This is a genomic window from Lysinibacillus sp. Bpr_S20 (assembly GCF_023337835.1).
GTDB lineage: Bacteria > Bacillota > Bacilli > Bacillales_A > Planococcaceae > Lysinibacillus.
Genome location: NZ_JALNLQ010000006.1, coordinates 20824 through 46695 on the forward strand (window position 1 = coordinate 20824; position 25872 = coordinate 46695).

Annotated in this window: 24 protein-coding genes and 1 other annotated feature; of the genes, 19 read left to right on the forward strand and 5 right to left on the reverse strand. The window is 34.5% G+C overall.

Features of this window, described 5'->3' with window-relative positions; translation table 11 throughout:
- The first annotated feature begins 411 nt into the window (after positions 1–411).
- The 6 genes from tlp (at position 412) to MWJ95_RS15425 (ending at position 8231) form a co-directional block, all read left to right on the forward strand.
- Complete coding sequence (gene tlp, locus MWJ95_RS15400; RefSeq protein WP_249074928.1) at positions 412–648, forward strand: small acid-soluble spore protein Tlp; 237 nt, start codon at positions 412–414, stop codon at positions 646–648.
- A gap of 551 nt (positions 649–1199) precedes the next feature.
- A complete protein-coding gene (locus MWJ95_RS15405; RefSeq protein WP_249106577.1) occupies positions 1200–2639 on the forward strand; it encodes an MDR family MFS transporter in 1440 nt (479 codons plus the stop codon).
- 173 nt (positions 2640–2812) lie between these two features.
- Positions 2813–3631, forward strand: a complete 819-nt coding sequence (locus MWJ95_RS15410) for a MerR family transcriptional regulator (protein ID WP_249106578.1) — start codon at positions 2813–2815, stop codon at positions 3629–3631.
- A 63-nt stretch (positions 3632–3694) separates the two neighbouring features.
- Positions 3695–4378, forward strand: coding sequence for a DUF554 domain-containing protein (locus MWJ95_RS15415; protein WP_249074925.1), 684 nt, complete (start codon positions 3695–3697; stop codon positions 4376–4378).
- Positions 4379–4558: 180 nt separating this feature from the next.
- Positions 4559–4801 (forward strand) — a binding site (T-box leader).
- 73 nt (positions 4802–4874) lie between these two features.
- Positions 4875–6089 (forward strand): tyrosine--tRNA ligase, encoded by a 1215-nt coding sequence (gene tyrS / locus MWJ95_RS15420; protein WP_249106579.1) that lies wholly within the window; start codon positions 4875–4877, stop codon positions 6087–6089.
- Positions 6090–6458: 369 nt separating this feature from the next.
- Complete coding sequence (locus tag MWJ95_RS15425; protein WP_249074923.1) at positions 6459–8231, forward strand: oleate hydratase; 1773 nt, start codon at positions 6459–6461, stop codon at positions 8229–8231.
- Between the two features lie 52 nt (positions 8232–8283).
- Here MWJ95_RS15425 and MWJ95_RS15430 read toward each other — a convergent pair whose 3' ends face one another.
- On the reverse strand, positions 8284–9948 hold the full coding sequence (locus MWJ95_RS15430) for a methyl-accepting chemotaxis protein (protein WP_249106582.1): 1665 nt from the start codon (positions 9946–9948) through the stop codon (positions 8284–8286).
- 744 nt (positions 9949–10692) lie between these two features.
- Between MWJ95_RS15430 and MWJ95_RS15435 the strand changes: the two genes are divergently transcribed.
- From MWJ95_RS15435 to MWJ95_RS15470, 8 genes are all read left to right on the forward strand, one after another.
- Positions 10693–10956 (forward strand): hypothetical protein, encoded by a 264-nt coding sequence (locus MWJ95_RS15435; protein ID WP_249074917.1) that lies wholly within the window; start codon positions 10693–10695, stop codon positions 10954–10956.
- 112 nt (positions 10957–11068) lie between these two features.
- Positions 11069–11572 carry a GNAT family N-acetyltransferase gene (locus MWJ95_RS15440; RefSeq protein ID WP_249074916.1) on the forward strand — a complete coding sequence of 168 codons (504 nt, stop codon included), beginning with the start codon at positions 11069–11071 and terminating at the stop codon, positions 11570–11572.
- Positions 11573–11655: 83 nt separating this feature from the next.
- A complete protein-coding gene (locus tag MWJ95_RS15445) occupies positions 11656–12600 on the forward strand; it encodes an alpha/beta hydrolase (protein WP_249074915.1) in 945 nt (314 codons plus the stop codon).
- 275 nt (positions 12601–12875) lie between these two features.
- Positions 12876–13733: an ABC transporter ATP-binding protein gene (locus MWJ95_RS15450; protein WP_249074914.1), complete on the forward strand. Its 858-nt coding sequence runs from the start codon at positions 12876–12878 to the stop codon at positions 13731–13733.
- Between the two features lie 4 nt (positions 13734–13737).
- Positions 13738–14352 carry an ABC-2 transporter permease gene (locus tag MWJ95_RS15455; RefSeq protein ID WP_249106585.1) on the forward strand — a complete coding sequence of 205 codons (615 nt, stop codon included), beginning with the start codon at positions 13738–13740 and terminating at the stop codon, positions 14350–14352.
- 94 nt (positions 14353–14446) lie between these two features.
- Entirely contained in the window at positions 14447–14770 is a 324-nt protein-coding gene (locus MWJ95_RS15460; protein WP_249106587.1) for a YfzA family protein, read from the forward strand.
- Between the two features lie 258 nt (positions 14771–15028).
- On the forward strand, positions 15029–15406 hold the full coding sequence (locus tag MWJ95_RS15465; RefSeq protein ID WP_249074911.1) for a GntR family transcriptional regulator: 378 nt from the start codon (positions 15029–15031) through the stop codon (positions 15404–15406).
- 52 nt (positions 15407–15458) lie between these two features.
- Positions 15459–16130, forward strand: coding sequence for an ABC-2 transporter permease (locus MWJ95_RS15470; RefSeq protein WP_249074910.1), 672 nt, complete (start codon positions 15459–15461; stop codon positions 16128–16130).
- Positions 16131–16203: 73 nt separating this feature from the next.
- Here the strand turns inward: MWJ95_RS15470 and MWJ95_RS15475 are convergent, their stop codons facing one another.
- The 3 genes from MWJ95_RS15475 to MWJ95_RS15485 all read right to left on the reverse strand — a co-directional run bounded on the left by MWJ95_RS15475 (position 16204) and on the right by MWJ95_RS15485 (position 19977).
- On the reverse strand, positions 16204–17838 hold the full coding sequence (locus MWJ95_RS15475) for a hypothetical protein (protein WP_249106588.1): 1635 nt from the start codon (positions 17836–17838) through the stop codon (positions 16204–16206).
- A 2-nt stretch (positions 17839–17840) separates the two neighbouring features.
- Positions 17841–18617, reverse strand: coding sequence for an ABC transporter ATP-binding protein (locus tag MWJ95_RS15480; RefSeq protein ID WP_249106590.1), 777 nt, complete (start codon positions 18615–18617; stop codon positions 17841–17843).
- Between the two features lie 262 nt (positions 18618–18879).
- Positions 18880–19977 (reverse strand): ABC transporter ATP-binding protein, encoded by a 1098-nt coding sequence (locus tag MWJ95_RS15485; protein ID WP_249106601.1) that lies wholly within the window; start codon positions 19975–19977, stop codon positions 18880–18882.
- 395 nt (positions 19978–20372) lie between these two features.
- Between MWJ95_RS15485 and pdxR the strand changes: the two genes are divergently transcribed.
- Positions 20373–21821 (forward strand): MocR-like pyridoxine biosynthesis transcription factor PdxR, encoded by a 1449-nt coding sequence (gene pdxR, locus MWJ95_RS15490; protein ID WP_249106603.1) that lies wholly within the window; start codon positions 20373–20375, stop codon positions 21819–21821.
- Positions 21822–21825: 4 nt separating this feature from the next.
- On the forward strand, positions 21826–22734 hold the full coding sequence (locus MWJ95_RS15495) for a D-alanine--D-alanine ligase (RefSeq protein ID WP_249106605.1): 909 nt from the start codon (positions 21826–21828) through the stop codon (positions 22732–22734).
- A 410-nt stretch (positions 22735–23144) separates the two neighbouring features.
- Here the strand turns inward: MWJ95_RS15495 and MWJ95_RS15500 are convergent, their stop codons facing one another.
- Positions 23145–23984: a YitT family protein gene (locus tag MWJ95_RS15500; protein ID WP_249074904.1), complete on the reverse strand. Its 840-nt coding sequence runs from the start codon at positions 23982–23984 to the stop codon at positions 23145–23147.
- 311 nt (positions 23985–24295) lie between these two features.
- On the opposite strand from MWJ95_RS15500, the gene MWJ95_RS15505 reads away from it, so the two are divergent.
- From MWJ95_RS15505 to MWJ95_RS15515, 3 genes are all read left to right on the forward strand, one after another.
- On the forward strand, positions 24296–24934 hold the full coding sequence (locus MWJ95_RS15505; protein WP_249074903.1) for a DUF2975 domain-containing protein: 639 nt from the start codon (positions 24296–24298) through the stop codon (positions 24932–24934).
- 12 nt (positions 24935–24946) lie between these two features.
- Entirely contained in the window at positions 24947–25162 is a 216-nt protein-coding gene (locus tag MWJ95_RS15510; protein ID WP_249074902.1) for a helix-turn-helix domain-containing protein, read from the forward strand.
- A gap of 109 nt (positions 25163–25271) precedes the next feature.
- Entirely contained in the window at positions 25272–25835 is a 564-nt protein-coding gene (locus tag MWJ95_RS15515; RefSeq protein ID WP_249106607.1) for a cupin domain-containing protein, read from the forward strand.
- The last annotated feature ends 37 nt before the right edge of the window (positions 25836–25872 follow it).

A 25872-nucleotide genomic window follows, 5' to 3' on the forward strand; every position in this document is an offset into this window, starting at 1 on the left:
AGAGCCCTGAAATTAATATTTTCACTTTAAGAGCGTATATATTTTATCATTGACTGCGGAGCAGGAATTTGTGGTTACTTGGTTTACTTATCGATTTATAAATAAAAATATATGGTTTGATGTGATAAAGAATAAAGCGAATTTGGAAGATAGTAATTCCGAACTCGCTTCTTTTTGTTTGAGTATGATAAAGGTTCATGAAAATTATCTTATAATTTTCAAGATGTTTAGGTATTCGCTTCCATGGCTGGTTGCTTCTAGAGTCTACTCACATAGTAAGAACACTGTTAGCCTTTCTCCAGTGCTTATCGTGCCTAAAAGAGTAAAAGAACTTTTTGGTAAAAATTAGTGTACATATAAACATAAAAAAAATACAACCTAATGTTAATGTCGAAATTTTAGGAGGTTACCATGGCTAATTCAAGACAATCGAAACCAGATGATAGATCCAATAATGTTGAACGAATTCGTGATATCGTTAAGAACACGGAAGAAAAACTTCATGAAGCGGAAATTAGTTTGGAATTTGCAGACCCTATGCAAAGTGAAATGATTAAAGAAAAAAATAAGCGACGTCAACAGTCAATTGAAGGTTTAAAAGAAGAAATGAAAGATGAAATGGCAGCACGTAAAAAAGGAGAAGTGTGAATTACTTTATTTTCTCTTCACATCTTCGGAACTATATAGAATTGATAAAAACCACCTCATTAGCGATTTTGAGGTGGTTTTTTACTGGATATTTGTGTTAAAATTAGTGCTTGTCTTGTGGAATATTGATAATGAGCCATTTATCAAGAAGGTTAATGAAGAACAATATAACTTTTTCTTGTGGCGATTGTTCAATTAGAACGATTGCTTTTTGTACTAGCTATGGTTGATTAGTTGAAGTACATTTAAGAGGGAGAAATTATGTTTGAGATTTCATTGTGAAGCTTTAGAAGATATACAGTTATTCGTGGATAATTAATGAAAAATACGTAGTTACATATTGAATAATTTTAACTGTTTAAGAAGTAAAGAGCACATCTCCAAAAGTTATGGAAGACATGTGTTGAAAAATATACTATATAATAAGTTGATTGGCGTGCAGACTGGACGCTCCCTAGAAGCTTGGCTTTGTAGCGAAAGCGAAGTGGAAGTCTTAAAGTGCCCAGTAGGAACGGATATCAACCACACGCTTTGGTGATGAGAGGGTAAATATGAGAAAAAAAGTTATTTTATCATTAATGTTAATGACATTTCTTTCTGCTGTAGAAGGAACAATTATTAGTACAGCCATTCCCCGTATAACGAATGATTTGTCAGGCGTCGAACTTGTTAGTTGGGTATATGCAATTTATATGCTTGCCACAGCTGTTTCGACGCCAATTTACGGGAAACTGGCTGATTTATTTGGCCGGAAAAAAGTTTTACTGATCGGGGCTACTATATTTTTAGTCGGCTCTGCACTTTGTGGCGTCGTTACGTCGATGGAACAGCTCATCGTCTTTCGTGCTCTTCAAGGTTTAGGTGCGGGTGCCATTATGCCAATAACAATGACAATCATTGGTGATTTATATAGCGAAGTGAAAGACAGGGCAAAAGCACAAGGGTGGATTAGTGCTGTTTGGGGTATATCGGGTGTGATCGGACCATTAGTTGGTGGATTTTTAGTGGATTCCCTTTCTTGGCGCTACATCTTCTTCTTAAATGTGCCATTTGGAATTATCGCGTGCTTAATGATTACAATTTATTATAAAGAATCTATTAAGCCTGCTAAGCATCATATCGACTATCTTGGTGCAACAGTATTTTCATTGAGTACAATCGCTCTTCTATACGCATTATTAACAGGTAGTAGTAAGCAAAACTGGGGGGACATGACGATTGTTGGCCTCTTAATCTTTGCAGCTATTTCATTCATTATTTTCTTATTCATTGAGAGAAAGTCTCCGGAGCCATTAATTCCACTAGCACTGTTCTCTAACCGTACATTATCTACTATAAACATACTAACACTTATTTCTGGTGCAATGCTTATTAGTATTACAATGTATCTTCCGATTTGGAGCCAGGGTGTATTAGGGAAAAATGCGACAGACGCCGGACTCATTTTAATGCCACTACCTGTAATGTGGACATTTGGTACTATTTTTTCTGGTAAATTAGTGGGTAAATTAAATACGAAACAAATCATTCTATTGGGAGCTAGCGTTCTTTCAGTAGCTGCTTTTTCATTATTTACATTGTCAACAGATTCACCAGCATTCCTTATTTATGTTGCAGTTGGATTATTCGGCTTAGGAATGGGGCTTATTACACCGATCTACATGGTAACAATTCAAGCGGCTGTTCCAAATCATACGCGCGGGACGGCAATTGGCTTAAACACATTTATCAATACGTTTAGCCAAACATTAGGAGCGGCAGTTTTCGGCGCGATGTTTAACACGATGATTCATGCACGTGGTATTAAAAACCTTGATCTTGTATCTTCTAGTGGACATGGAGAAACGACAGCAAACGTAGTAACTGAGTCACAAGAAGCATTAGCTTCAAGTGTACATTTTATTTATATGGTTACTTTTATATTAGCACTAGCAACTTTAGTAATTGTTTGGCTTTTATTAAAACCATCCACACAAATTAGTGAACAATAAAAAAAATATATAAATAAGCTATGAAGAAATTTTTCTTTATAGCTTATTTTTATTTTGTTTGAAGATGTGTTGTTCCAGAGGCAGAGCTGCTTTTTTGTTCTGCTAATAACGGTCACTGAACTGAATTGTGATAAGATAAAATTAACATAACTTATGATTAAAGGAAGATTTAAATGGAGAATCGATTTTCAATAGGGGAAATGGCTAAGCTTCATAATACAACTATAAAGACTTTAAGACATTATGATGAAATTGGAATATTAAAGCCTATTCAAATTGACATAAAGAACGGATATAGATACTATTCAACCGAACAATTTGAACAACTAAACACAATTCTTTATTTAAAGGAGTTAGGTTTTTCTTTAAAAGAAATCAAAGGTCACCTGGAACATAGAGATATTAATGGTTTTTTGGATTTGTTAAAGAAACAAAAAGAATTAACTGAAATTAAAATTATGGAATTAGAACAAGTAAACCGTAGATTTCAAAATCGAATTAAGGATATTAATGAAGCACGAGAAATAAAAGAATTAGGAGTTGTATCTATAGAAACATTTAAAGCGAGGAAAATTGTAAGGTTGATGGAAAAAATCAGTTCAGAACCTCAGCTGGAAGTTTCTCTGCAACAATTGAAAAATTTATCTAATATGAATTCTTCTATATTTATTGGAGGAGTGGGTCTTACGGTAAGTATAGATAATATATTAAATAACAAGTTCAATGAATATAACTCGATATTTATTTTAGTCGAGGAAGATGATATTCAAAGTCCTTTAGTGACAACTCTTCCAGAAGGTAAGTATGCCTGTATTTATTATAACGGAGATCATAACAATTCCCTCGGAAGTTATAGATCCTTACTAAATTGTATTCAAGATAAAGGGTTCCAAGTTATCGGGGATTCTATTGAAAGAACGATAATTAATGACTATATTTCAGGAAGTAAAGAAGATTACCTAACAGAAATACAAATACCAATAAAGTGTTGACCCTCCCCTTGCAGGAGGGTTTATATTTTGGGTTAAAAGTATTATCTAATAGGAGAAATGATTATGATTGGAACAATATTTAATACAATGATGATAATAGTCGGGAGTATTGTGGGAAGCATCTTTAAAAAGGGGATAAAAGATGAATATCATAATATTTTAATGCAGGCTATGGGGCTAGTAGCTATGGGATTAGGAATAAATGCACTAGTACAACATTTACCTTCAAGCAAATATCCAGTGCTTTTTATTGTAAGTTTAGCTATAGGAGGTTTACTAGGTCAAAAACTAAAGTTAGAAACAAGATTTAATGCATTAGTAAATAAGTACTCTAAGGGTAATTTAGCTGAAGGGTTATCGACTGCTATCTTATTATTTTGTATTGGAACTTTATCAATTTTGGGTCCTGTTGAGGCTGCGTTAAAGGGAGACTATACATATTTGCTTGCAAACGGTATGTTGGATGGAATTACTTCGATTGTTTTAGCTTCCACCTTTGGTATTGGGATAGCTGTTGCAGGGATAGTATTATTTGTATGGCAAGGTTCTATTTATTTAATTGCGATATTAATGGAGAATTCTTTAAGTAATGATCTTCTAAATGAAGTGACTATTGTAGGGGGTATATTAATATTAGCTTCAGGTTTAAGTATTTTAGGGATCAAGAAATTTAATACGTTAAATCTTCTGCCATCATTAATGATTCCTCCTATAGTATTTTTGATTATTCACTTAGCCCATTTATAATTTTAATGAGATATTGCAAGAAAGCGGAGTGTAAACGAAGCGGCAGCCCAGCCGGAGCGGAAATCAACCCCACGTTATAATGGTTGAAAAATAATTTATTGACAATTCAAATAAAGGGACTATAATATTTAACAAGATTTGCATAACGAAAAATTGTTGATAACGATTTGGAGTATAAGAGTAAAAGCGTTGAAGAGAACGAGTAATTTTAATGGAACTTACAGAAAGTAGCCGGTCGATGAGAGGCGCAAGGAAAGTTAAAATGAATACATCTTGGAGCTGCGTACCGAACTTTAAGTAGGCTACGACGGGTTTGCATCCGTAATTAATGCAAAGGTATCGCTATTTAGCCGTACCTATTGAGAAGGGTTATGTGAATAACTCTTAAATTAAGGTGGTAACACGTTCATACACGTCCTTTAGGTTGATTCCTAAAGGGCGTTTTTTGCTCTTATAGAACTTGCAATATCAATTCAATAGTAAGGAGTTGTATTGTATGTTTTTAAAACCAGAGGAACAATTACAAATTATTCAAAAGGGTGTAGAAAAGATTGTTAATGAAGAAGAGTTATTAGCAAAATTAGACCATTCTTTTAAGGAACAAAAGCCTTTAACGATTAAGCTTGGTTTAGATCCTTCTGCGCCAGACATTCATTTAGGGCATGCTGTTGTGCTACGGAAAATTAAACAAATGCAAGACTTAGGTCATCAAGTTGTCATTATTATTGGTGATTTTACTGGTCGTATAGGAGACCCGACAGGAAAAGCCAAGGGGCGCGTTGCACTAACTGATGAAATTGTAAAAGAAAATGCTAAAACATATTGTGAGCAAATTTTTAAAATTTTAGATAAGGAAAAGACCACTGTACGTTTTAATAGTGAGTGGTTATCAACTTTAACATTTGAGGAAGTGATCAAATTAGCTGCGACGACTTCTGTAGCGCGTATTTTAGAACGTGATGATTTCCAAAAACGTTATAACAGTCAAGTACCAATTGGCATTCATGAATTTTTCTATCCACTAATGCAAGCATATGATTCAGTTGAAATTTTTGCTGATATTGAATTAGGCGGTACTGACCAAACGTTTAATATTTTAATGGGACGTACATTACAAAAGCATTTAGGGCTGGAGAAACAAATTGCCATTTTTATGCCGTTATTAGAAGGTTTAGATGGTGTTGAAAAAATGAGTAAAAGTTTAGGGAATTATATTGGCGTAAATGAAGCACCAGAAGTAATGTTCAAAAAAGTAATGGAAGTACCTGATGCATTAATTATTAAATACTTTGAACTTGCAACAGATGAGCATCCTAAAGTGATAAAAGAAATAGAAAAACGATTATTAAAAGGCGAAAATCCGCGAGATATCAAACTAGAGTTAGCAGAAATTATTACTACTTTATATCATGGGGAAGAATCTATGAAGGAAGCGGAGCAATATTTTGAAATAGCATTTCAAAAGAAAAAAATCCCGGATAACATCCCCTCCATGTTAATCGAAATAGGAAAAGAATCTGTACTAGATATTATTCCAGCATTAATTGCCAATGATTATATTCAAAGTAAAAGTGAATTTATACGATTAATGAAACAAAATGGCGTTTCTTTAAATGGTGAAAAACTTACAGTAGAGGATACTGATAGAATAGTAATGAATGAAGAAGTTTTGCAAATTGGGAAGAAACGATTTGTACGATTTATAAAATAAATGTCCTTTTTCTTTTCCTTTTAGTTTTCCAATATAATAATTATGCAAGGATGTCTCCAAAATTTTATACGTTAAACCGTTTAGAATAGCCACATGGTTACTATGATAGAAGGAGAATTATGCAATTAATCCAAGTGCCTTCAAGTGTAATTGCTATAAGAAGAATCTACTTTTCATGTAGTGTAAGTTCCTTGCCATAAAAGATTTTGGTATAAAAATACAATAAGATGTCATGTCAAATTAGAAGGATATGCTTTTCAACATTCCAACACTAAAATTGAATTTTTTGTTAATTTCTCTCTCATTTTACCATTGCTATGCAAATTAATGGTATGCTATATCACGATAATAGTTTATGGAGGCGGTATTATGTATTACAGTAATGGTAATTATGAGGCTTTCGCACGTCCTAAAAAACCTGTGGGTGTTGATGAGAAATCAGCGTACCTTGTTGGTTCGGGGCTAGCTTCACTGTCAGCCGCATGTTTTTTAATTCGTGATGGTCAAATGAAAGGTGAAAATATTCATATTCTTGAAGAGCTAGATATCTCAGGGGGAAGTCTTGATGGTATTTTAAATCCTACTAGAGGTTTCATTATTCGTGGTGGTCGTGAAATGGAAGATCATTTTGAGTGCTTATGGGACCTGTTCCGTTCAATCCCATCATTAGAAATAGAAAACGCTTCTGTTTTAGATGAATTTTATTGGTTAAATAAAGAGGATCCTAACTATTCAAAATGTAGATTGATTGAAAATAGAGGACAAAGACTTGAGGATGATGGCAAGTTTACATTATCTGATAAAGCGTCTGAAGAAATGATTAAACTTTTCTTTACGCCTGAAGAGAAATTAGACGATGTGAAAATTACAGATGTTTTCTCTGAAGAGTTCTTTGAATCGAATTTCTGGCTATATTGGTCTACGATGTTTGCTTTTGAAAAATGGCATTCAGCAATGGAAATGCGTCGCTATATTATGCGTTTCATTCATCATGTTGGGGGCTTACCTGATTTATCTGCATTGAAATTTACAAAATATAACCAGTACGAATCGTTAGTACTTCCTATGATTAAATATTTGGAAAGCCATAATGTTGATTTCCAATTTAATACAGTTGTAGAGAATGTTTTAGTTGATAAAGTTGGCGACAAAAAAGTAGCTCACACTTTAGTGTTAAAACAAGATGGTGTGAAAAAGAATATTGAGCTAACAGAAAATGAATTAGTGTTTGTGACAAATGGTAGTATTACGGAGAGTACAACTTATGGTGACAATAATACGCCTGCCCCTGTAAGCACTGATTTAGGCGGTAGCTGGTCACTTTGGAAAAACATCGCTTCTCAAGACGCTGAGTTTGGTAGACCAGAGAAGTTCTGCGATGATCTGCCAGAAGAAAGTTGGTTTGTTTCAGCAACACTAACTACATTGGATGATCGAGTTGCTCCATATATTGAAAAAATCAGTAAAAGAGATCCATATGCAGGTAAGGTAGTTACTGGTGGTATTGTAACGGCTACAGATTCTAATTGGATGCTAAGCTATACATTAAACCGACAACCGCATTTTAAAGATCAACCAAAAGACCAATTAGTCGTTTGGATTTATGGTTTACTATCTAATAAACCAGGTGATTTTATTAAGAAAAGTATTACTGAATGCTCTGGTAGTGAGATCGCGCAAGAGTGGTTGTACCATATGGGTGTGCCTGTAGACGAAATACCAGATTTGGCGCAAAATTCTTGTAATACAATTCCATGTTATATGCCATATATAACTTCTTACTTCATGCCTAGAGCGAAGGGAGATCGTCCTTTAGTTGTACCTAATGGATCTACTAACTTAGCCTTCATTGGGAACTTTAGTGAAACAGAAAGAGATACTGTATTCACAACTGAATATTCAGTAAGAACAGCGATGGAAGCTGTTTATCAATTATTAGATATCGATCGAGGCGTTCCAGAAGTATTTGCATCGACTTATGATATTCGTACATTGTTATCTTCAACAGCTCGCTTACTGGATGGTAAAAAATTAACGGATGTTGATGCTCCATTTATCTTAAAACAAATAGGTAAATTTGGTATTCATAAAACGAAAGACACGATCATCTATGATTTACTTAAAGACAGTAAATTGATCTAAAGATATATACTAAAAAAGCTGATTCATAATTGAATCAGCTTTTTTTGTTCAGTTAAATAGTGAATTTTTTCATTTCATCTCTTAAAGCATCGACCATAACGGTTAGATCCTTCGCTTTTTCAGAAACAGTTTCAATGCCTTTAAGCTGTTCATTTGCGGATGCCGAAACTTGTTCTGCTCCGGCTGAGGTTTCTACTGCAGAAGCGGATATGTTTTGAACTGCACTAACGATTTGCTCCTTGCGCTCATTCATCTCATGAGATAAATGTTTTACCTCTTGTGCCACTTCACTTGTTTGATCTAGTGCTACCTTTATTGTATGGAAGATTTCGCTAGTATCATTTGTAGCTTTTACATTTTGTTCGACGATGCTAAGGCTTGTACTAATTTCCTGCACAGCACTTTTAGAAATAGCCTGAATGGCAGAGATTTTATGTTTAATATCTTCCGTGGCTATAGATGTCTGTTCCGATAATTTTCGAATTTCATCTGCAACAACCGCGAAACCTTTACCTGCTTCACCTACTCGAGCTGACTCAATGGAAGCATTTAGAGCCAATAGATTAGTTTGCGTTGCGATCTCTGTAATTGTATTGACAATACTTGATATATCAGATGAAGTTTTATTTACTTCTTGAACGATGTTACTTACTTGTTGAGAAGAATCACGGTTCTTTTCTGACCAAATAGACAGTTGGTTGATCGTTTCTACACCTTCATTACTTAACTGATCAATATCATCTGTCATGGAAGCAATCTTCTCAGTGCGCTCAATAACACGATCAATATTTCCAGAAAGTTGATTTAATTGTTCTGCACTTTGTTCTGTATCATGAGCCTGCTCTTCTGTAGCTTTTGCTATTTCATTAATAGCTGAGCTAATTTCGTCCGTTGTACGTACCGTATCTTCTGCTACTTGAATAAGAATCTTTGAGGAATCTGATAACTCGGTGCTAGTATTATGAATGTTGACGGTAACATTCTTTAATGCCGATTGCATGCCAGAGATGCCTTTTGCCATCAAACCGATTTCATCTTGATGGTGTAATAGCTTCTCTAACTCTGGATTTGCGGTAAAATCTAAGCTAGTAGTTTGATGAATAATATTTTCTAGATTTTTAATGGCAGCAACAATGCGACCAATAATCCACCACATTAAAGCACCTATAATAATAAAACTCACTATGCCAGTAATAATCTGGTATATTAATACAGAGTTTGTAATAGATTGAATGCCGCTTTCAGGCACCCCAATATCAATCACTCCATAAAGCTCTCCATCTTTATAGATAGGCTCCATGATGTCATATGTCCATATACCTTGAACTTCAGCATACCATCTTGTAAATTGTTTCTTTCCGTGTTTAGCACCGTCGATTGTATATGTATCCTTATACGATTTACCTAATTTCCCCGTATCACTATGTGCCACAGCTTTTACATTCGTATCAATGACAATAGCATACGTTACATTCTCTTGTTTTGCTTTTAATTCTACAAAATCTTGTAAAGATGAGATGGGATCTCTCTCGGAGTTTAATATAGTTTCTGCTTGCTTGGCGATTTCATAGACCTGTTCATTAGCTTTCTCAATTAGAACCTCTTTACTATTTTTGCCGACAATCCATACACTTAATGCGGAATTGAGTACAGAGGACAATAACAACAAACTTAATGTAAAAAATAATAATCGTCGCTTAATACTTTTGCTTTTCAAATAGTTCCCTCCTTTGAGTTTTATTGGAACTTTATGCCTATAAAAACTCGAATTTTAAGTATAGTATTATGCAATAAAACATGAATGTCAATAATAAATTGACAGACTTATTACTTAATGTGTGTCGAATTGAGGTATAAAAGTCCTTTGTTTTTCGGTTTTTTTATAGAGGTTTGAAAAGAGTTGAAATACCTAATTGGGGAAAGAAAACAGCACCAGTTGTTTTAAATATCCTCCCATTTACAATTTAAGTAGCAACCGACTTTTATTTCGTCGGTTGCTTTTTAGTACTATAAATAATAAATCAGTGCAACTAACGATCCATCAAAATGCTCTAACGATATGAAAGAGAAAAAAGAGGTGATGGCATAGAAGAAGGCTGCTTAAGACAGTTTGAATGTCATAGTGTGACAGGAGAATGTAAAGATATGTTGATCTATAGTTTGTTGCATACAGAGTTTTCGGAGAAGAATATATAAGTTTTATAGTAATTTCAAATGGATCATAATAATCCTGGCAATCGAGAATGATAGGGATACTATGGTGAATATGCTTTGTGATATTTGTAGAAAGTATTTATGAAACGGATTGTTAATATGATTTATAAGTGCGACAAAAACCTATTTAGTGATTTTTGTCGCACTTTTATATAGTTTCTATTTTCCTCTATTTCAAAAATTCCTGTTAATATAAATTCCAATATGTGATAATTACCATAAATTAAGGTAAGAAAAGGGTGATGAAATGGAGAAAAATACTTTAAATTTCAAACTAAAAAGTATTAAATATAGCTTAATTAGTTATATCATTATTTTTATTGTAACCTTAATAATCAGAGGTTTGGCAAATGCAGAACAGTATCAAAACATTGTATCTAAGGACGTTATTGAGGTTTTTAAAGTGTTCGCAAGTGCATTTGTACAAAATATAGGGATTGCTTTACTACCCGCAATGATCATTGGTTTCGTTTGTTATTTTTATATTTTCCCTAAACAATCAAGACAGTAGATATAGATCGATTGAAGGACTTAGAGGGGTGATTTTTCTTAGTGTCAATATACTTTAAGTTTTCAAATATTGGGTTTGTGACGTATTTTAAAGAACGAGGGGATGGATTAGGTTGGAAATATCAATTAATAGCTTACAAGAATGTGACGCGGAAGAATTATTAGAGTTTGAAAAGAATAATAGACTATTTTTTGAACAAATGGTACCAAGTCGTGGGGAAGATTATTATAAGTTTGAAACGTTTAACATAAAGCATAGAAAGCTTTTAGCTGAACAAGAAGAAGAGAAATCGAAATTTTACTTAATAAGGGATAACGCAGGCAATATTGTTGGAAGAATTAATTTAGTAGATATAGATACAGCGAACAATACAGCAGAAGTCGGCTATAGAGTAGGTAAAGAATATGGTGGAAAAGGAATAGGGGCGAAAGCCTTAAAGCTACTTTTAGAAACAGAGGTCAGTGTAAAAAAGATTAAAGCAAAAACAACGACAAATAATATTGCCTCTCAAAAGGTTCTTGAAAAAAACGGTTTTAAACAAGTGTGTACAAGTGGTGATGAGTTCGAAATGAATGGTCAAAAGATGCGGTTTATCGATTACATGTTGGAACTCTAAAAGCTATACAAATGTTGTTGGGGGAGTTTGTTAATTTGTTTTTGGTGGATAGTAAAAATCTTGTGAGGGGTAGTTGAAAGACGGTGTTTAAACGAATCTTGATACTTTTTTCAATTATTATAGCGATACTTTTGTTAATCATTACGACAAGTTATATTATTCATCACAACCAATTATCAAAGGAAGATCAATTATTTACGCCACCAGGGAAAATGGTAGAAGTGAATGGTCATCAAATGCATGTGTATACAGAAGGGAATGGAGAAGAAACGCTTGTATTTATGTCTGGAGGAGGCACAAGTTCACCTGTTTTAGATTTTAAATCATTATTTTCTCTGTTAAGCGATAACTATAAAATCGTTGTCGTTGAAAAGGCAGGCTATGGCTTTAGTGACATCTCAGATTCTGACCGTGATATTGATACAATTTTACAAGAAACAAGAGAAGCTCTATTAAAATCAGGTGTTGAAGGACCATATATTTTATTTCCCCATTCTATGTCTGGTATTGAAGCATTGTATTGGGCACAAGTCTACCCGAATGAAGTAAAAGCAATTATAGGGTTGGATATGGCTGTTCCTGCTACATATAAAGATTATGATCTAAATATGCCTCTAGTTCATGTAAGTGCCTTTGCTGCGAATATTGGTATAACTAGGTGGATTCCGGGCATTTCTGAAAGTGATGCCATAAAATATGGGACTTTAACCGATGAGGAAAAAGAATTGTATAAAGTGATTTTTTATCGTAGAACGGTAACTAAAAATATGTTGAATGAAATTAAGTCTATTCAGGCAAATGCTGAAAAGGTAGGAGCGGCTGGAATACCAAATGTTCCTATGCTGTTGTTCCTTTCAAATGGTCAAGGGACAGGCTGGAATGAAGAGGAGTGGAATGAATTTCAAAGAGATTTCATTAGTAAGCATAATGACGGCACATTCATAAAATTAGATTGCTCACACTATATTCATGATATTGAATTTAAGCGAATAGCTGATGAATCAGAAAAATATATAGAAGATCTTTAATCTTACACTATTCAAATTATGTACAATTTCAAAAGTCTACTGTCATTCAAATTGACGGTAGACTTTTCCTTTACTCAATAAATACTTGCCCTTTAATTCCTGACAAAACTTATGACCCTTTTTTTATAAAAAACATTAAATTTAATTTCCACTTGCAAAATATGTTTATTGTGTATATATTGTATATAAAGTATATACACAATATTTCGGAAGCGGAGTATTTTCCTGAAAGAGCTCAAGGAAATGCTTACATTATTGCATACGGAGGATGAAAGATGGAAAATGTCATTGAATTACAGCATGTTCATAAATCTTTTAAGGGATTTCAGATAAAGGATTTCTCTATCAACGTAAAAAAGGGTTTTGTAACTGGATTTATCGGGGGAAATGGTGCAGGGAAATCTACAACAATCAAGCTGATTATGAATTTACTAAGGCAAGATAGTGGTACTGTTTCAGTGTTTGGGATGAATTATAAGAAACATGAAAAAGAAATAAAGGAACGTATTGGCTTTGTCTATGATGAAAATGTCTTTTATGAAAACGTAACGTTAAAGGATATGAAAAGGATTATTAAACCGGCCTATAAAAACTGGGATGATGAAGCCTTTCAACGTTATGTTAATCAGTTCGAACTACCATTGAATAAAAATATGAAGACCTTTTCGAAGGGGATGAAGATGAAAGCTTCATTAGCTATAGCCCTAGCTCATCATGCAGAATTAATAATTATGGATGAACCTACTGCCGGGCTTGATCCGATATTTCGTAGAGAGTTACTAAATATTTTACATGAATTAATGCAAGATGAAGATAAAACGATTTTCTTCTCGACACATATAACAACAGATTTAGATCGAATTGCAGATTATATTACCTTTGTTCATAATGGTGAGCATATATTCACGAAGGAATTTTACAAGATTGAAGAAGAATATGCCATTGTCAAAGGGACATTGAATTTATTGGATCAGGAAACGGAACGAGAGTTTGTTGCCATCCGAAAATCGAACACAGGCTTTGAGGCATTAACTGCGGATAAAAATCGTGTGGCGAACATATTTGGGGATTCTGTCATTATGGAAAAACCGACGCTTGAAGATATTATGTACTATACGAAAAAAGGATGGTAATGGGATGGTTAATCTAATACTTAAGGATGTTTTAATTCAAAAGAAAATAATTTTAATATACATTGCTACAATTATACTTTATTTATTTATAGAGGTGTCCCTAGTAAAGATAGGATTCTTATATAGTATGGCTTTTATCACTCAGACCTTTGCTTATGATGAAAAAGATAACGCTAATATTTTGCTTAATTCGTTACCATATACGAGAAAGGAAATCGTTAGTTCGAAATATATAGGTGCATTGGTATATACGTCACTAATTATATTCATTACTTCTATAGCTGATTTCTTCTTAAATGGAAAAGAGGTATTGTTTTTATGGAAAGATATATTGCTAATTATCGGTCTTGTTATGGTCACTTTGTCATTTATACTGCCAATCTTTTATAAATTTAAAACGCAATCTTTAATGATTGCTGTAGGTGCTTTATTTGGAATATATATTTTAATCATTAAATTTTTATCCCCTAGTCTGAATGTTACATTAAGAGAATCGATACAAAAATTCATGACTTTACAAGAAACGCAAATGTATTTTGTAGCTATCCTTACAATCATTATTTTATATGTTGGATCGTGGCTACTATCTATTCGTATTTATACGAGAAAGGTTTTTTGAAATAGACTGTTTTCGTAACGATTATAGCTCTTCAACTAACTGGGCAGGTTACTTTATATGTTTGGGAGTAATAACAATTAGAGGGGGATATAACTTGTCTGATAAACAAAAAAATCCAATTCCATTTTTGAAAAAATCATGGGTATCTCTTATTGGTTCATTTTTATTGTCACAGCTAATATTTATTACATTTGAAGTAACAGGCTGGATACCTAATTTGAAAGACATTGATGGAACTCTATTCGGAAGAATTGCAAAATCCCCAATTTTCAATGAGTGGTTTTCTTTTTATGACACATCACATTTTAATTTATTTACTGTCTTTTTTGGTCTAGTACTTCTTGTGCCAGGAATAATAAATGCAATAATAGATATTTTTTTCACCAAGACTTCCAAAAGTAAAAGCAACAATCTTTGAGAAAACAGCTTGAGCCCATTGATGTAGGCTCAAGCTGTTTAAGTACGCTTAAACAAAAAGTCCCATATAATAAAATCTGAGTATAGCCGACCTTGGCTTCCGATGCCGATGTAACAAATGACAGTATACAAGCTGTCTGTTGTTAACATATTTAATAAACCGAGATAATTTTCGTAATAAAAATTCTAAAGGTTCATGCTAACGGAATAACCATCGTCTTCTGTACTGATCACATAAAAATAAAGAAGAGGTATTTGCATGCAAATTATTATTTCAAACAGTTCAAAAGAGCCGATTTATGAGCAGATTTATGCTCAGATCAAAAAGCTTATTTTAACAGGTGACCTACAAGAAGGGCAGTCATTGCCGTCTATGCGCCAGCTTGCAAAGGATCTAGAAATTAGCGTAATTACAACAAAACGCGCTTATGAAGAGCTAGAGAAAAATGGGTTTATTTATTCGATTGTTGGAAAAGGTTCGTTCATCTCTGAACAAAATAAGGAAATGATGAGGGAAAGAAAAATAAAGGTAGTTGAAGAAAATCTGTTGATTGCCATTCAAAATGCTAAAGAAATGAACATTGGCTTATCAGAGCTCAAAGAAATGCTCACGCTATTGTATTCAGAGGATGAGTGATGGAGAAAGCTACAAAAATCGTGGGACGAACATATTCGGAGATCCGATTATTATGATAAAGCCTACACGCGAAGATAGTTTGTATTATTGGAAAAAGGATGGTAATTGGATGATTAACCTTATACTTAAGGATGTTTTAATACAAAAGAAAATAATTTTATTTTACATTGCTACTTTAATAATCTATTTATTTGCAGGTGTACCCTCCCTAATACCTTTGGGAATTCTTTATAGTGTAATATTTATACTAAATACTTTCGCTTACGATGAAAAAGACAACGCTAATATGCTGCTCAATTCTCTACCATATACCAGAAAGGAAATTGTCAGTTCAAAATATATAGGTTCACTAATATTTACAACAATATTTATTTTCATGATTTATACGGGGGATTTCCTCATACATGGAAAAGGGGGTCTTTTTATATGGAAAGAGATGTTGCTTATTATGGGGCTAGTTATGGTCGCTATATCATTCATGTTTCCAATCGCCTATAAATTTAAAACGCATTATTTATTGATTGCTTTAGGTGTTTTATTTGGTATCTATATGTTAACAATTAGTTTACTAGTTCCTATAAATGATATCTTAAGAGAACTAGCACGAAAGTTCTTGACGTTACAAGAAACGCAAATGTATTTTGTAGCTTGCATTACGGTTATTATTTTATATATTGGGTCGTGGCTACTATCTATTTATATATATGAGAGAAAAGCTTTTTAACTTCTGCATGCCAAAGTACAAAACCGATTCCGCAAGGCATTATTGATCATAATAAAACGGCTTGAGCATAGGCTCAAGCCGTTTTCATACGCTTAAACGCAAGCCTCCATAGTACGAAATTCGCGATGACTAACGCGATTAAGTAAATGATTGCCCCATAAGTAGTATGAGTAGTCAGGAAGTAATGCAGTGCCGCTAGAGCACCTAATGGGATAAGCAATATAAGCGTTTTCCAGCTCTGAGCATCGCCAACTTCATTATATGGCTTTGTGAAAGGAATCTTGCTTCCCATGCCGATGTAACAAATGACGGTGTATATGCAGCTTGCTACTAAAACAATTAGCAAATCTGGGATAATTCTCGTACCAAAAATGAAGCAGAAAATGATGCTTAGAACAATATACAATGGAATATACAACTTAATCAGAAATGCTTTTAAGCTACCTTTTTTTAAATCTGTATAGTCTTTGATTGGAAAGACTTTATAGATCCAAGCTGCTTTATATTTTCCCGAATGTCCGAGCAAAAGTACAGCGGATGGAATAATTAGCATACTAAAATAAATATTTAAATAGCTCATGCTAATGGCATAATCAACCGTTTCGGACCTTGAAAAAGAAAACATAAAAATAAATGGAATAACAAAAGAATAGCCTAAAGATGGATATACTTTTAGTTTGAATTCTCGCTCCTGCTTCATCATAAGAGAGGCGAAGCGATAGAAAGCTCTTTCTTCTTTAGTTCTACAAATGATTGTTAACCAAAGCGTTTTAAGTCGATTGTTCTTTTCTTTTTTAGATTTGCTTGTGTTTAATAGTTTTTGAAGATTACGTTCAAAGGTTGGAATTAGTTTTAAATAAAGCCATATCGAGATGAGTGGCATAACGATAGCAAATATACTGAAGACCACTGTAAATATAGAATTGTTACCGTTTAGCAGTAGCTCATAAGGAGCGGCAAACCACATAGGGATTAGAAAAATACTCCACCAATGAAACACTACTGCCATATCAAAATTAACAAATTCAAAGGACCTAATAAGAACTTGATAGCCAATCATCAACATTAACGATAAGCCGATTTGTACATAATTGATGATATCTTTTAGCTTTTCACCATCAAAGAATCTTAAAATAGCTATATATAAAATAGCGGTTAATACAACAATAAAAATATTAATTAAAACTAGTAAGAGCACAGTTAAAATAAAGAATACAAACCCTTGTTGATATAGTCCCACCATAAGGGGGATGGCAGTAAATGCAATAGTCAAATACGTCAAGTAAATGAATATATGCATGAACTTGGCTGCATTAATTGTTTTAGCAGAAATCGGCTTGGTCGATAGGATACTTCTGTCCCGTACATCTAAAAGTACCGAAGAAAAATCAGAAATCAATGTCGTCATGATGATAAAAATAATCATGGCATAAGCAATACTCATCTGGAAAAGATAGTTTTGACCAAATCCCATAAAAGGAATGAGCATAAGTCCAATTAAAACGTAAATCCATAAAGATTTAATGTAGCTATATTTTTGCTCTTCCTTGTTTTTATTTGCTGATTGATTAAATATTGTTGGTACTTTACGCTCATCCATTGTTAGTTTAATATGGAGGATCTTTCTCATGCTGTCGTAATCAACGCCCATTTTCACAAAAATAAATTGAATCTTATCAAGCAGTTGTAGAACTTTGAAATCTTTCATAGTCATACCTCTTGTACAATAGAAACGAATTTCTCACCAATCTCCTGATGATCATGGAAGCCTGTTAGTTGGTTGAAAATCTTCTCCAGAGTCCCTTCAGTATTGTCTGCCTGTAGTTGGGCAAATGTCCCATCGGCAGCGATTTTTCCATCATTCAGCAGGATGATACGACTACTGATTTTTTCGACAACATCCATGATATGAGAGGAATAAAATATGGTTTTACCTTGGGCAGCTAGTTGAATCAAAATTTCTTTGAAGATCATCACACTGTTCGCATCTAATCCGTTGATTGGTTCATCTAAAAATAACAAATCGGGATTATGTATAAGACTAGCGATAATTAATAGCTTTTGCCGCATCCCTTTTGAGTAGGAAGATATTCTTGTATGATAGGCTTCTCCAACACCGAACAATGTCATTAAGGATTTTGATTTATCAGCAGCGACTTCGAATTCAAGGCCATAAAGCTGGCCGATGAAGGTTAAATACTCATAACCAGTTAAATTATCATAAACATCTGCTATTTCAGGTACATAGCCAATTTTCCTTTTATATTCAATGCTGTCTTGGCTGATATTCTCTCCGAAAAGCTTAACTTCTCCACTGTAATCGCCTTCTATCCCTAAAATGATTTTGACGGTTGTACTTTTACCTGCGCCATTCGGACCGATATAACCAATTATTTCTCCTCTTGAGACGTGTAAATCGATGCCTTTCAATATTTCCTTGTTACCATAACTCTTCGTCAAATTCGTAATCGTCAAGATTTCTTCCATGTTGCAGCCCCTTTCTGTTTATCCCGCAGTGCAGGCAGTAGTTTATCTGTACCGATAACCCTTAAAATCCCGATTAGTGAAGGCTAATCGGGAGAATGAAAAAATTCCTTGCAGATTGAAGTTTCACTTAATCTTATGTTTAGTGTAATTGATTTAGAGAAAATATCCATATATTTCACCGATTTACTTAAAAGCCTAACTCAACATCACGCGAAAGCGCGGAGGAGTAACCCCGTAATAGTTCAACAGATACTATTGCTCCTTATTGAATGCGTGTTTCTGTTTCTAAGTCAAAGAAATGCGCACGCGACATGTCAAATAGTAGATGAGCGACTTGGCCCTGTGTAATCTTTGTATCGGAGTTCACCCGTGCAATATAAGGCTGACCATTTAATTGGGCATGTAACATTAGCTCAGCACCTGTTAATTCGGATACTTCGATAGTTGCATCAACTGCTGTGAAGAACGGCTCGTGATTTACAGATGATTTTTCATAAATATGCTCAGGGCGAATGCCAAGAAACAGCTCCTTGTGTAAATAGCCTCGTTCTTTTAGTAATTTACTTTTTTCTGTTGGGATAGCTAGGGTCAAATCATCAATCTGAATCCCGTTTTCTTGCAAAGTACCCTTAAAGAAGTTCATTGATGGTGAGCCTATAAAGTCGCCAACAAATTTGTTCTCTGGTGTTTCATATACTTCTTCAGGTGTCCCGATTTGTTGAAGTAAACCATCTTTCATGACAACGAGACGAGTTGCCATTGTCATCGCTTCTGTCTGATCATGTGTTACATAAATCGTAGTCGTTTTTAAGCGTTGGTGAAGTTTTGTAATTTCAGCACGCATTTGTACGCGAAGCTTTGCATCTAAATTGGACAAAGGCTCATCCATTAAGAAAATATTTGCATCACGGACGATTGCTCGACCAAGTGCTACACGTTGTCTCTGCCCGCCTGACAGAGCTTTCGGTTTGCGATCTAAATACTTTTCTAAATCGAGAATCTCGGCTGCGTTATGAACTCGCTCTTTAATCTCCTGCTTAGAAAACTTACGAAGCTTTAAGCCAAAGGCCATATTATCATAGACGGTCATATGCGGATATAGTGCGTAGTTTTGAAAAACCATAGCAATATCCCGTTCCTTAGATGGTACATTGTTCATTTTCTTGCCATCAATTAAAAAATCACCAGACGAGATTTCTTCTAAGCCGGCAATCATCCTCAACATTGTAGATTTCCCACAACCAGAAGGACCAACAAGTACAATAAACTCGCGATCTTGAATAGTTAAATTAAAATCAGATATAGCTTTTACGCAGCCATCGTATGTTTTAACAATATTTTTTAGTATGATTTTTTCCATGTTCATAGTCCCCTTTGTTCATTTTTTTTCTAGGGAATATTCTTATTTTTGTTGTTGAAGTGCGGTGCAGCCATTTACGCAGAAATACTAGCATTTTCAGTGTAACATTTTGTATTTCAATGAACATTAGGAAGTATCAAAACGAATAGAAGGAGAGGTAGAAAGATTGATAACATTTTTGGAGGGCTATCCCATATAATTAATAGATAGACTATTTTTCGTTATTCAAATAAATGTATTTTTAATCCTCAGTTATAATAGGCGCAATTCTTCATTTTGAAGGATTGCATTTTTTGTGAGTTAGAAGCCATACCACAAGGAAGGGAAAATCCCTATACTGTGGACCTTTTGAGTTAGATACGATTATGCAAAAATAAAGCAAGGGGGTACAGAAAGTGTTTAATGATTTTAAGCTTATCGATGAACGCCCGGTTTATATTCAATTAAAAGATTATTTGAAAGAAATGATTATGAGGGGGCACTTGCTGGAGCATCAGAAGCTTCCATCTACCCGTGAACTTAGTAAATTATTATCGGTCAGTAGAAATACTGTACTGAATGCATATGCAGATTTAGAACAAGAGGGCATCATCTATGCAGTGAAAGGAAAAGGGAATTTTGTAGGGAAAGTCGAAACGTTGAAAGCTTCATCTATCGAATTTAATTGGAAGGAGAGGCTTAATAACGTTACCTTGTTAGCAGATGAATTAGATTTAATGAAACAAGATAACCACTGGGAAAAAGGGATGATTTCCTTCAATAGTGTTGCCCCTGAAGAAAAGCTTTTTGATGTTGAAAATTTTAAAAGAGCCTTTCTGACCCGGATGTCCCTTGAAGGAGATATCGTTTTGAATTATGGATATGCAAAGGGCTATAAACCTTTAATCGAGTACCTCCTTCACTATATGGAAATGAAGGGGATAAATATTTCCAATAAGGATATTTTGATTACGAATGGCTTTACCGAAGGATTAGATATTCTGTTATCTTCCTTAGCGAAAAAGTCTGGACGTGTTATTTGCGAAAATCCTACTCATCATGCAGCATTAAAGCTTTTTCGCTTACATGGATTTGACATCCACGGAATCGACATGAAAGATGACGGTATCGATATTGAACAAGTTGAGAAAAGTTTATCGAAAAAGGAATTTGATTTTGCTTACTTAATCCCGTCTTACCATAATCCGACAGGCATTGTTACCTCCTCCGAAAAAAGAACTGAAATTATTAGGCTTTTTTCACAATATCAAATTCCGATTGTGGAGGATGGATTTAATGAGGAATTACGTTATTCAGGCGCGCATTTAGCACCACTAATGACTTTTATTGGCGATGGTAACAATGTTATTTATATTAGTAGCTTTTCTAAAATACTTTTTCCAGGCTTAAGAGTTGGCTGGATATTAGCCGATAAGGAACTCATCCACTGTCTGGAAAGTATGAAAAGAGCACGTACAATTCATACATCGACGCTAGATCAAGCTGTGCTTTATCAATATTTACAGGATGGGTATTTTGAAAAATACTTAAAAAAAGCAAAGTTCGTTTATAAGAAAAAATATGAGTTAGCTCGTCAAGCCTGCAAACAATATATTCCTTTCAAAAGAATGACTGGAGATGGTGGACTTCATCTTTTTATTGAGCTAGAAGATGGAATGAATGCCCGTGCACTATTGGAAAAGTGCTATCAAAGGGGAGTTGTTTTTTATCCTGGTGACGTTTTTTACAGCAATGGCGAGGGCAGTAACACATTTCGCTTAGGATTTTCTCGGCTAAAAGAAGAGGATATTGTGCGTGGTATTAAGATTATTGGTGATACTTTGAAAAATGAAATGGGGAGTTGAACATATGAAAGTTGGCGTTATTATGGGGGGCGTTTCCTCGGAAAAGCAAGTCTCTATCATGACAGGGGAAGAAATTATCGCTCATTTAGATAAAAGTAAATACGAAGCGGTAGCTATTAAACTAAATGAAAATAACACGGCAGAGCTTATTGAAAAGGTGAAAGATATCGATATTGCTTTATTAGCGCTACATGGGAAATTTGGAGAGGATGGCACAATTCAAGGTGTACTAGAGACTATGGGTGTTCCATATACGGGAAGTGGTATACTTTCAAGCAGTATTTGCATGGATAAAAATATTTCAAAAAAAATTCTACGTTATGACGGCATTGAAACACCGGATTGGCTTCATCTTTCGAATAGCGAGGAGCTTCAGTTGGATGAACTAGACAGAATGGGATATCCATTAGTCGTAAAGCCTAATTCGGGTGGCTCCAGTGTAGGAGTAAAAATAGTTGATGATAGAGATGCCTTACTAAGATCGGTTGAGGAAGTATTCAAATGGGATTCTGAAATCATTATTGAGAAATATATAAAGGGTGAAGAAATAACATGCTCCATTTTGGACGGCGAGCTATTTCCAATCATTTCGATTCAACATACAGCGCAGTTCTTTGACTATAAGGCGAAATATGAGGATGCCGCTACGATAGAGGAGATTGTAGAACTTCCACCGGCAATACATGAACGAGTTGCTGAAGCCGCAAAAGGTTGCTATAAAGCATTAAAGTGTAGTGTTTATGCCCGAATCGATATGATGATCAAGGATGAAATCCCATATGTAATGGAAGTTAACACTTTGCCAGGGATGACAAAAAACAGCTTACTCCCAAAAAGTGCTTCCGCGGCAGGAATAACTTATACAAAGCTTTTAGATAGGATAATTGAAACTTCCTTACGGATTAGGGAATAAAGGCTTCATCATTAATTTAGAATGAACCATGCATATAAGTTGATTGGAGTGGAGACTGGGCGACTCCTTGGGGACCAGCGATATAGTGGAACGAAGGCTAAATGCATCACGTCCTGTGATAACGCCTTCGTGACCAACATCCTGTTGGCCCGAGACCCTGGAGCGAAGCGAAGCGGGAAGGGGAACGAAGGCTAAGAGCATCACGTCCTGTGATAACGCCTTCGTGACCAACATCCTGTTGCCCCGACGCCCCCAGGAAAGCGCCCAGTCGGAACGGAAATCAACCACTCGTTATGGTGGTGATAATCAAATTGGATAAGTATGAGTCTAAAAATAGCATTGAAAAAACACCTTTATGTTGATAAGAGATTAAACTCATTTTCAACAAAAGGTGTTTCTCAGTGGCCTAATTAAGCTTTAGACAATTCAATAAATCCATGTCCAAAGACATCTCGTACATCATGAATGGCAATAAAGGCATCCTTGTCTATTTCTTTGACAATTTTCTTTAGTTTTACAACTTCTTGTTTACTAATAACAATATACAGAATTTCTTTTTGTTCCTTCGTGTAATAGCCATGGCCTGATAGAACCGTCACGCCTCGATTCATAAAACCGTTCACATGACTGGCAATCTCTTCTGGCTTTTTCGAAATAATCGTAACGGCCTTTTTCGGGTTTACACCTTCAATAACAAACTCCATCACCTTTGTTCCAACATACAGCATAATAATAGTAAGCATTAATGCTTCTGCCCCGATAATAAAGTACGATGAAAAAGCTACAATTAAATCAAAAAACAATAAACCGTAACTAATACTCCAGCCTAAATATTTGTTCGTCATTCTAGCTAAGATTGTGGAACCTGCTGTTGTTCCACCAACTCTTATAATTAAGCCTATGCCAACTCCAGCGAACACGCCACCAAAAATAGTATTCACGATAATTTCATTTGAAGAAATTGACCAAGACTCTGTTAAATGTAAAAACAGTGAATGGAGGGAAACGGCAATAATCGTATAAATAGTTGTTTGTCTACTTAAAAATTTATAGCCGACTACCAATAAAGCTGCGTTTAACAAAAGGCTCACAATACTTGGCGACCATCCAAACAAATAATAGAAGATGATTGTTACACCCGTTACGCCACCTTCACCTAAATCATTAGGTATAACAAATAAGTTTACCGCCAGTGCAAATAACAGCGCTCCGACCGTAAGCATTAAAAAATCCATACTGAACTTCTTCATATATACACCACCACAACAAATTGATTTTTTCCTAAATACATACTATATCAAGTTCTAGACATTTTATATACTTTTTGGAATGTTCGTTTATGATAAATCTATACTTGTTAGTATGTCCTTTATTAGAGAAAAAGTCGAATTGAAAATAATCGCTGCTATTAAACAGTTATGTGGAATCAAGCTGAAATCAGCTTATAATATATACTATATCCGAACTTAAAATTAGACCGTTAGAGTTGTTTTAAAAAGAGGATGTGAATTGGGGGAAGGGATATCTTTAAAACAAATGATAAGGAGTGTTAGCAGCAGTTATGGATCAATCTTTAGCAATTCGTACTATGAAGATGAGTTTGAGAATATTAAATGTATTATTAATCGCTACTATAAGCATCATATCATCATGTGTTTTAGTACTCTTTGGTTTATTCGTTGTAGCATTAACAGTCTCGGGTGAGAAGATTATTAAATGGGTTTTAGATTCTAACATTGACATTTCTTTTAATTTTAATGGAATGACTGTTTTTCTTAATAAAGATGTAATGAGTAATTTTATTTATGATAAAAGTGAAGCAATCGTATTAATGTTACTTTTGATGATCTTTACGTTGATTGTTCTGTCAATTTTTATTTTATTATGGAAGTTTGTTAAATCGGCAATTGTTGGGGATGTATTTACTCTCAGAAATAGTAAAAGAATAGAGTTAGTGGGATATAGTTTGTTAATTTTAAGTGTTTTAAGTAATACGGTTCAAGCATACCTAGTTTCAACGGTACTACATATGCTTATAAATAATCATGAATTAGACAATATTGAATGGATTCAAACCGTATCTTTTAGATTTTTTGATATAAATTGGAGCATACTACTATGTAGTTTTATAGTTTGGACAATTGGTAGGATATTTAGATATGGCTCTTTTTTGCAAGAAGAGTATGATGCAACAGTATAGGAAGTGAAGAAATTGACGATTATCGTGAGATTGGATCGTGTATTGGCAGATAGGAAAATGCAATTAAGTGAGCTTGCGGAAGCAGTAGATATATCGATTGTCAATTTATCGAATTTAAAAACGGGGAAGGTAAAGGCAATACGTTTTTCTACGTTAAATGCAATTTGTAAAGCATTAGATTGCCAACCTGGTGATATTTTAGAGTATGCTGAGGATACTTTTGAGTAAAAAATTATATTGTTTAATTTTAGCAGTATATAGGATGGAAGTACGTATAAGTACATTTCTAGAACAAGTTGCATAGGATAACCTTATAATGTGTGAGGGGATTGAGAAAATGTACTACATTCCTTATTACGGAAACGTGCCTATGTATAACTATGGAGAGCAACTTGTTTATTGGCCACCTCCTTATCAGGTAGGGTATGCGAACAGAGTGGAACCTTCCCGTTTTTCCGATGGTGGAAGAATGGAATTAAAAGATTATGGGGCTCAGCCACTTGTCATCAATCTTGAAGGTGCAGCGAAGCAAAACGATACTTATCGTACGGCTCTGTGGACGGGAAAAAATTTGCAGATTACGTTAATGAGTATTAATGTTGGTGATAATATCGGTTTGGAAGTACACCCAAATGTTGATCAATTTTTATATATTGAACAGGGTGAGGGACTTGCTCAAATGGGCCCAAGTAAAAATAATTTAAACTATGAAAGAAAGGTCAATGAAAATTATGCTGTAGTAGTGCCCGCTGGAACATGGCATAACGTCACGAATACAGGGAATGTGCCACTAAAACTTTATTCCATATACGCTCCTCCAAACCATCCGTTCGGTACGGTACATGTGATGAAAGCAGACGCTATGGCCTCGGAAGCGGACTATGGTCAGGGCAATGAATAATCAATATAACCTTTTCTCGATCATACAAAAGACAACT

Coding starts and splice junctions, on each gene's coding strand:
- tlp (WP_249074928.1), top strand. CDS start 412: ATGGCTAATTCAAGACAATCGAAACCAGATGATAGATCCAATAATGTT.
- MWJ95_RS15405 (WP_249106577.1), top strand. CDS start 1,200: ATGAGAAAAAAAGTTATTTTATCATTAATGTTAATGACATTTCTTTCT.
- MWJ95_RS15410 (WP_249106578.1), top strand. CDS start 2,813: ATGGAGAATCGATTTTCAATAGGGGAAATGGCTAAGCTTCATAATACA.
- MWJ95_RS15415 (WP_249074925.1), top strand. CDS start 3,695: ATGATTGGAACAATATTTAATACAATGATGATAATAGTCGGGAGTATT.
- tyrS (WP_249106579.1), top strand. CDS start 4,875: ATGTTTTTAAAACCAGAGGAACAATTACAAATTATTCAAAAGGGTGTA.
- MWJ95_RS15425 (WP_249074923.1), top strand. CDS start 6,459: ATGTATTACAGTAATGGTAATTATGAGGCTTTCGCACGTCCTAAAAAA.
- MWJ95_RS15435 (WP_249074917.1), top strand. CDS start 10,693: ATGGAGAAAAATACTTTAAATTTCAAACTAAAAAGTATTAAATATAGC.
- MWJ95_RS15450 (WP_249074914.1), top strand. CDS start 12,876: ATGGAAAATGTCATTGAATTACAGCATGTTCATAAATCTTTTAAGGGA.
- MWJ95_RS15455 (WP_249106585.1), top strand. CDS start 13,738: ATGGTTAATCTAATACTTAAGGATGTTTTAATTCAAAAGAAAATAATT.
- MWJ95_RS15465 (WP_249074911.1), top strand. CDS start 15,029: ATGCAAATTATTATTTCAAACAGTTCAAAAGAGCCGATTTATGAGCAG.
- MWJ95_RS15470 (WP_249074910.1), top strand. CDS start 15,459: ATGATAAAGCCTACACGCGAAGATAGTTTGTATTATTGGAAAAAGGAT.
- MWJ95_RS15475 (WP_249106588.1), bottom strand. CDS start 17,838: ATGAAAGATTTCAAAGTTCTACAACTGCTTGATAAGATTCAATTTATT.
- MWJ95_RS15480 (WP_249106590.1), bottom strand. CDS start 18,617: ATGGAAGAAATCTTGACGATTACGAATTTGACGAAGAGTTATGGTAAC.
- MWJ95_RS15485 (WP_249106601.1), bottom strand. CDS start 19,977: ATGGAAAAAATCATACTAAAAAATATTGTTAAAACATACGATGGCTGC.
- MWJ95_RS15495 (WP_249106605.1), top strand. CDS start 21,826: ATGAAAGTTGGCGTTATTATGGGGGGCGTTTCCTCGGAAAAGCAAGTC.
- MWJ95_RS15500 (WP_249074904.1), bottom strand. CDS start 23,984: ATGAAGAAGTTCAGTATGGATTTTTTAATGCTTACGGTCGGAGCGCTG.
- MWJ95_RS15505 (WP_249074903.1), top strand. CDS start 24,296: ATGGATCAATCTTTAGCAATTCGTACTATGAAGATGAGTTTGAGAATA.
- MWJ95_RS15515 (WP_249106607.1), top strand. CDS start 25,272: ATGTACTACATTCCTTATTACGGAAACGTGCCTATGTATAACTATGGA.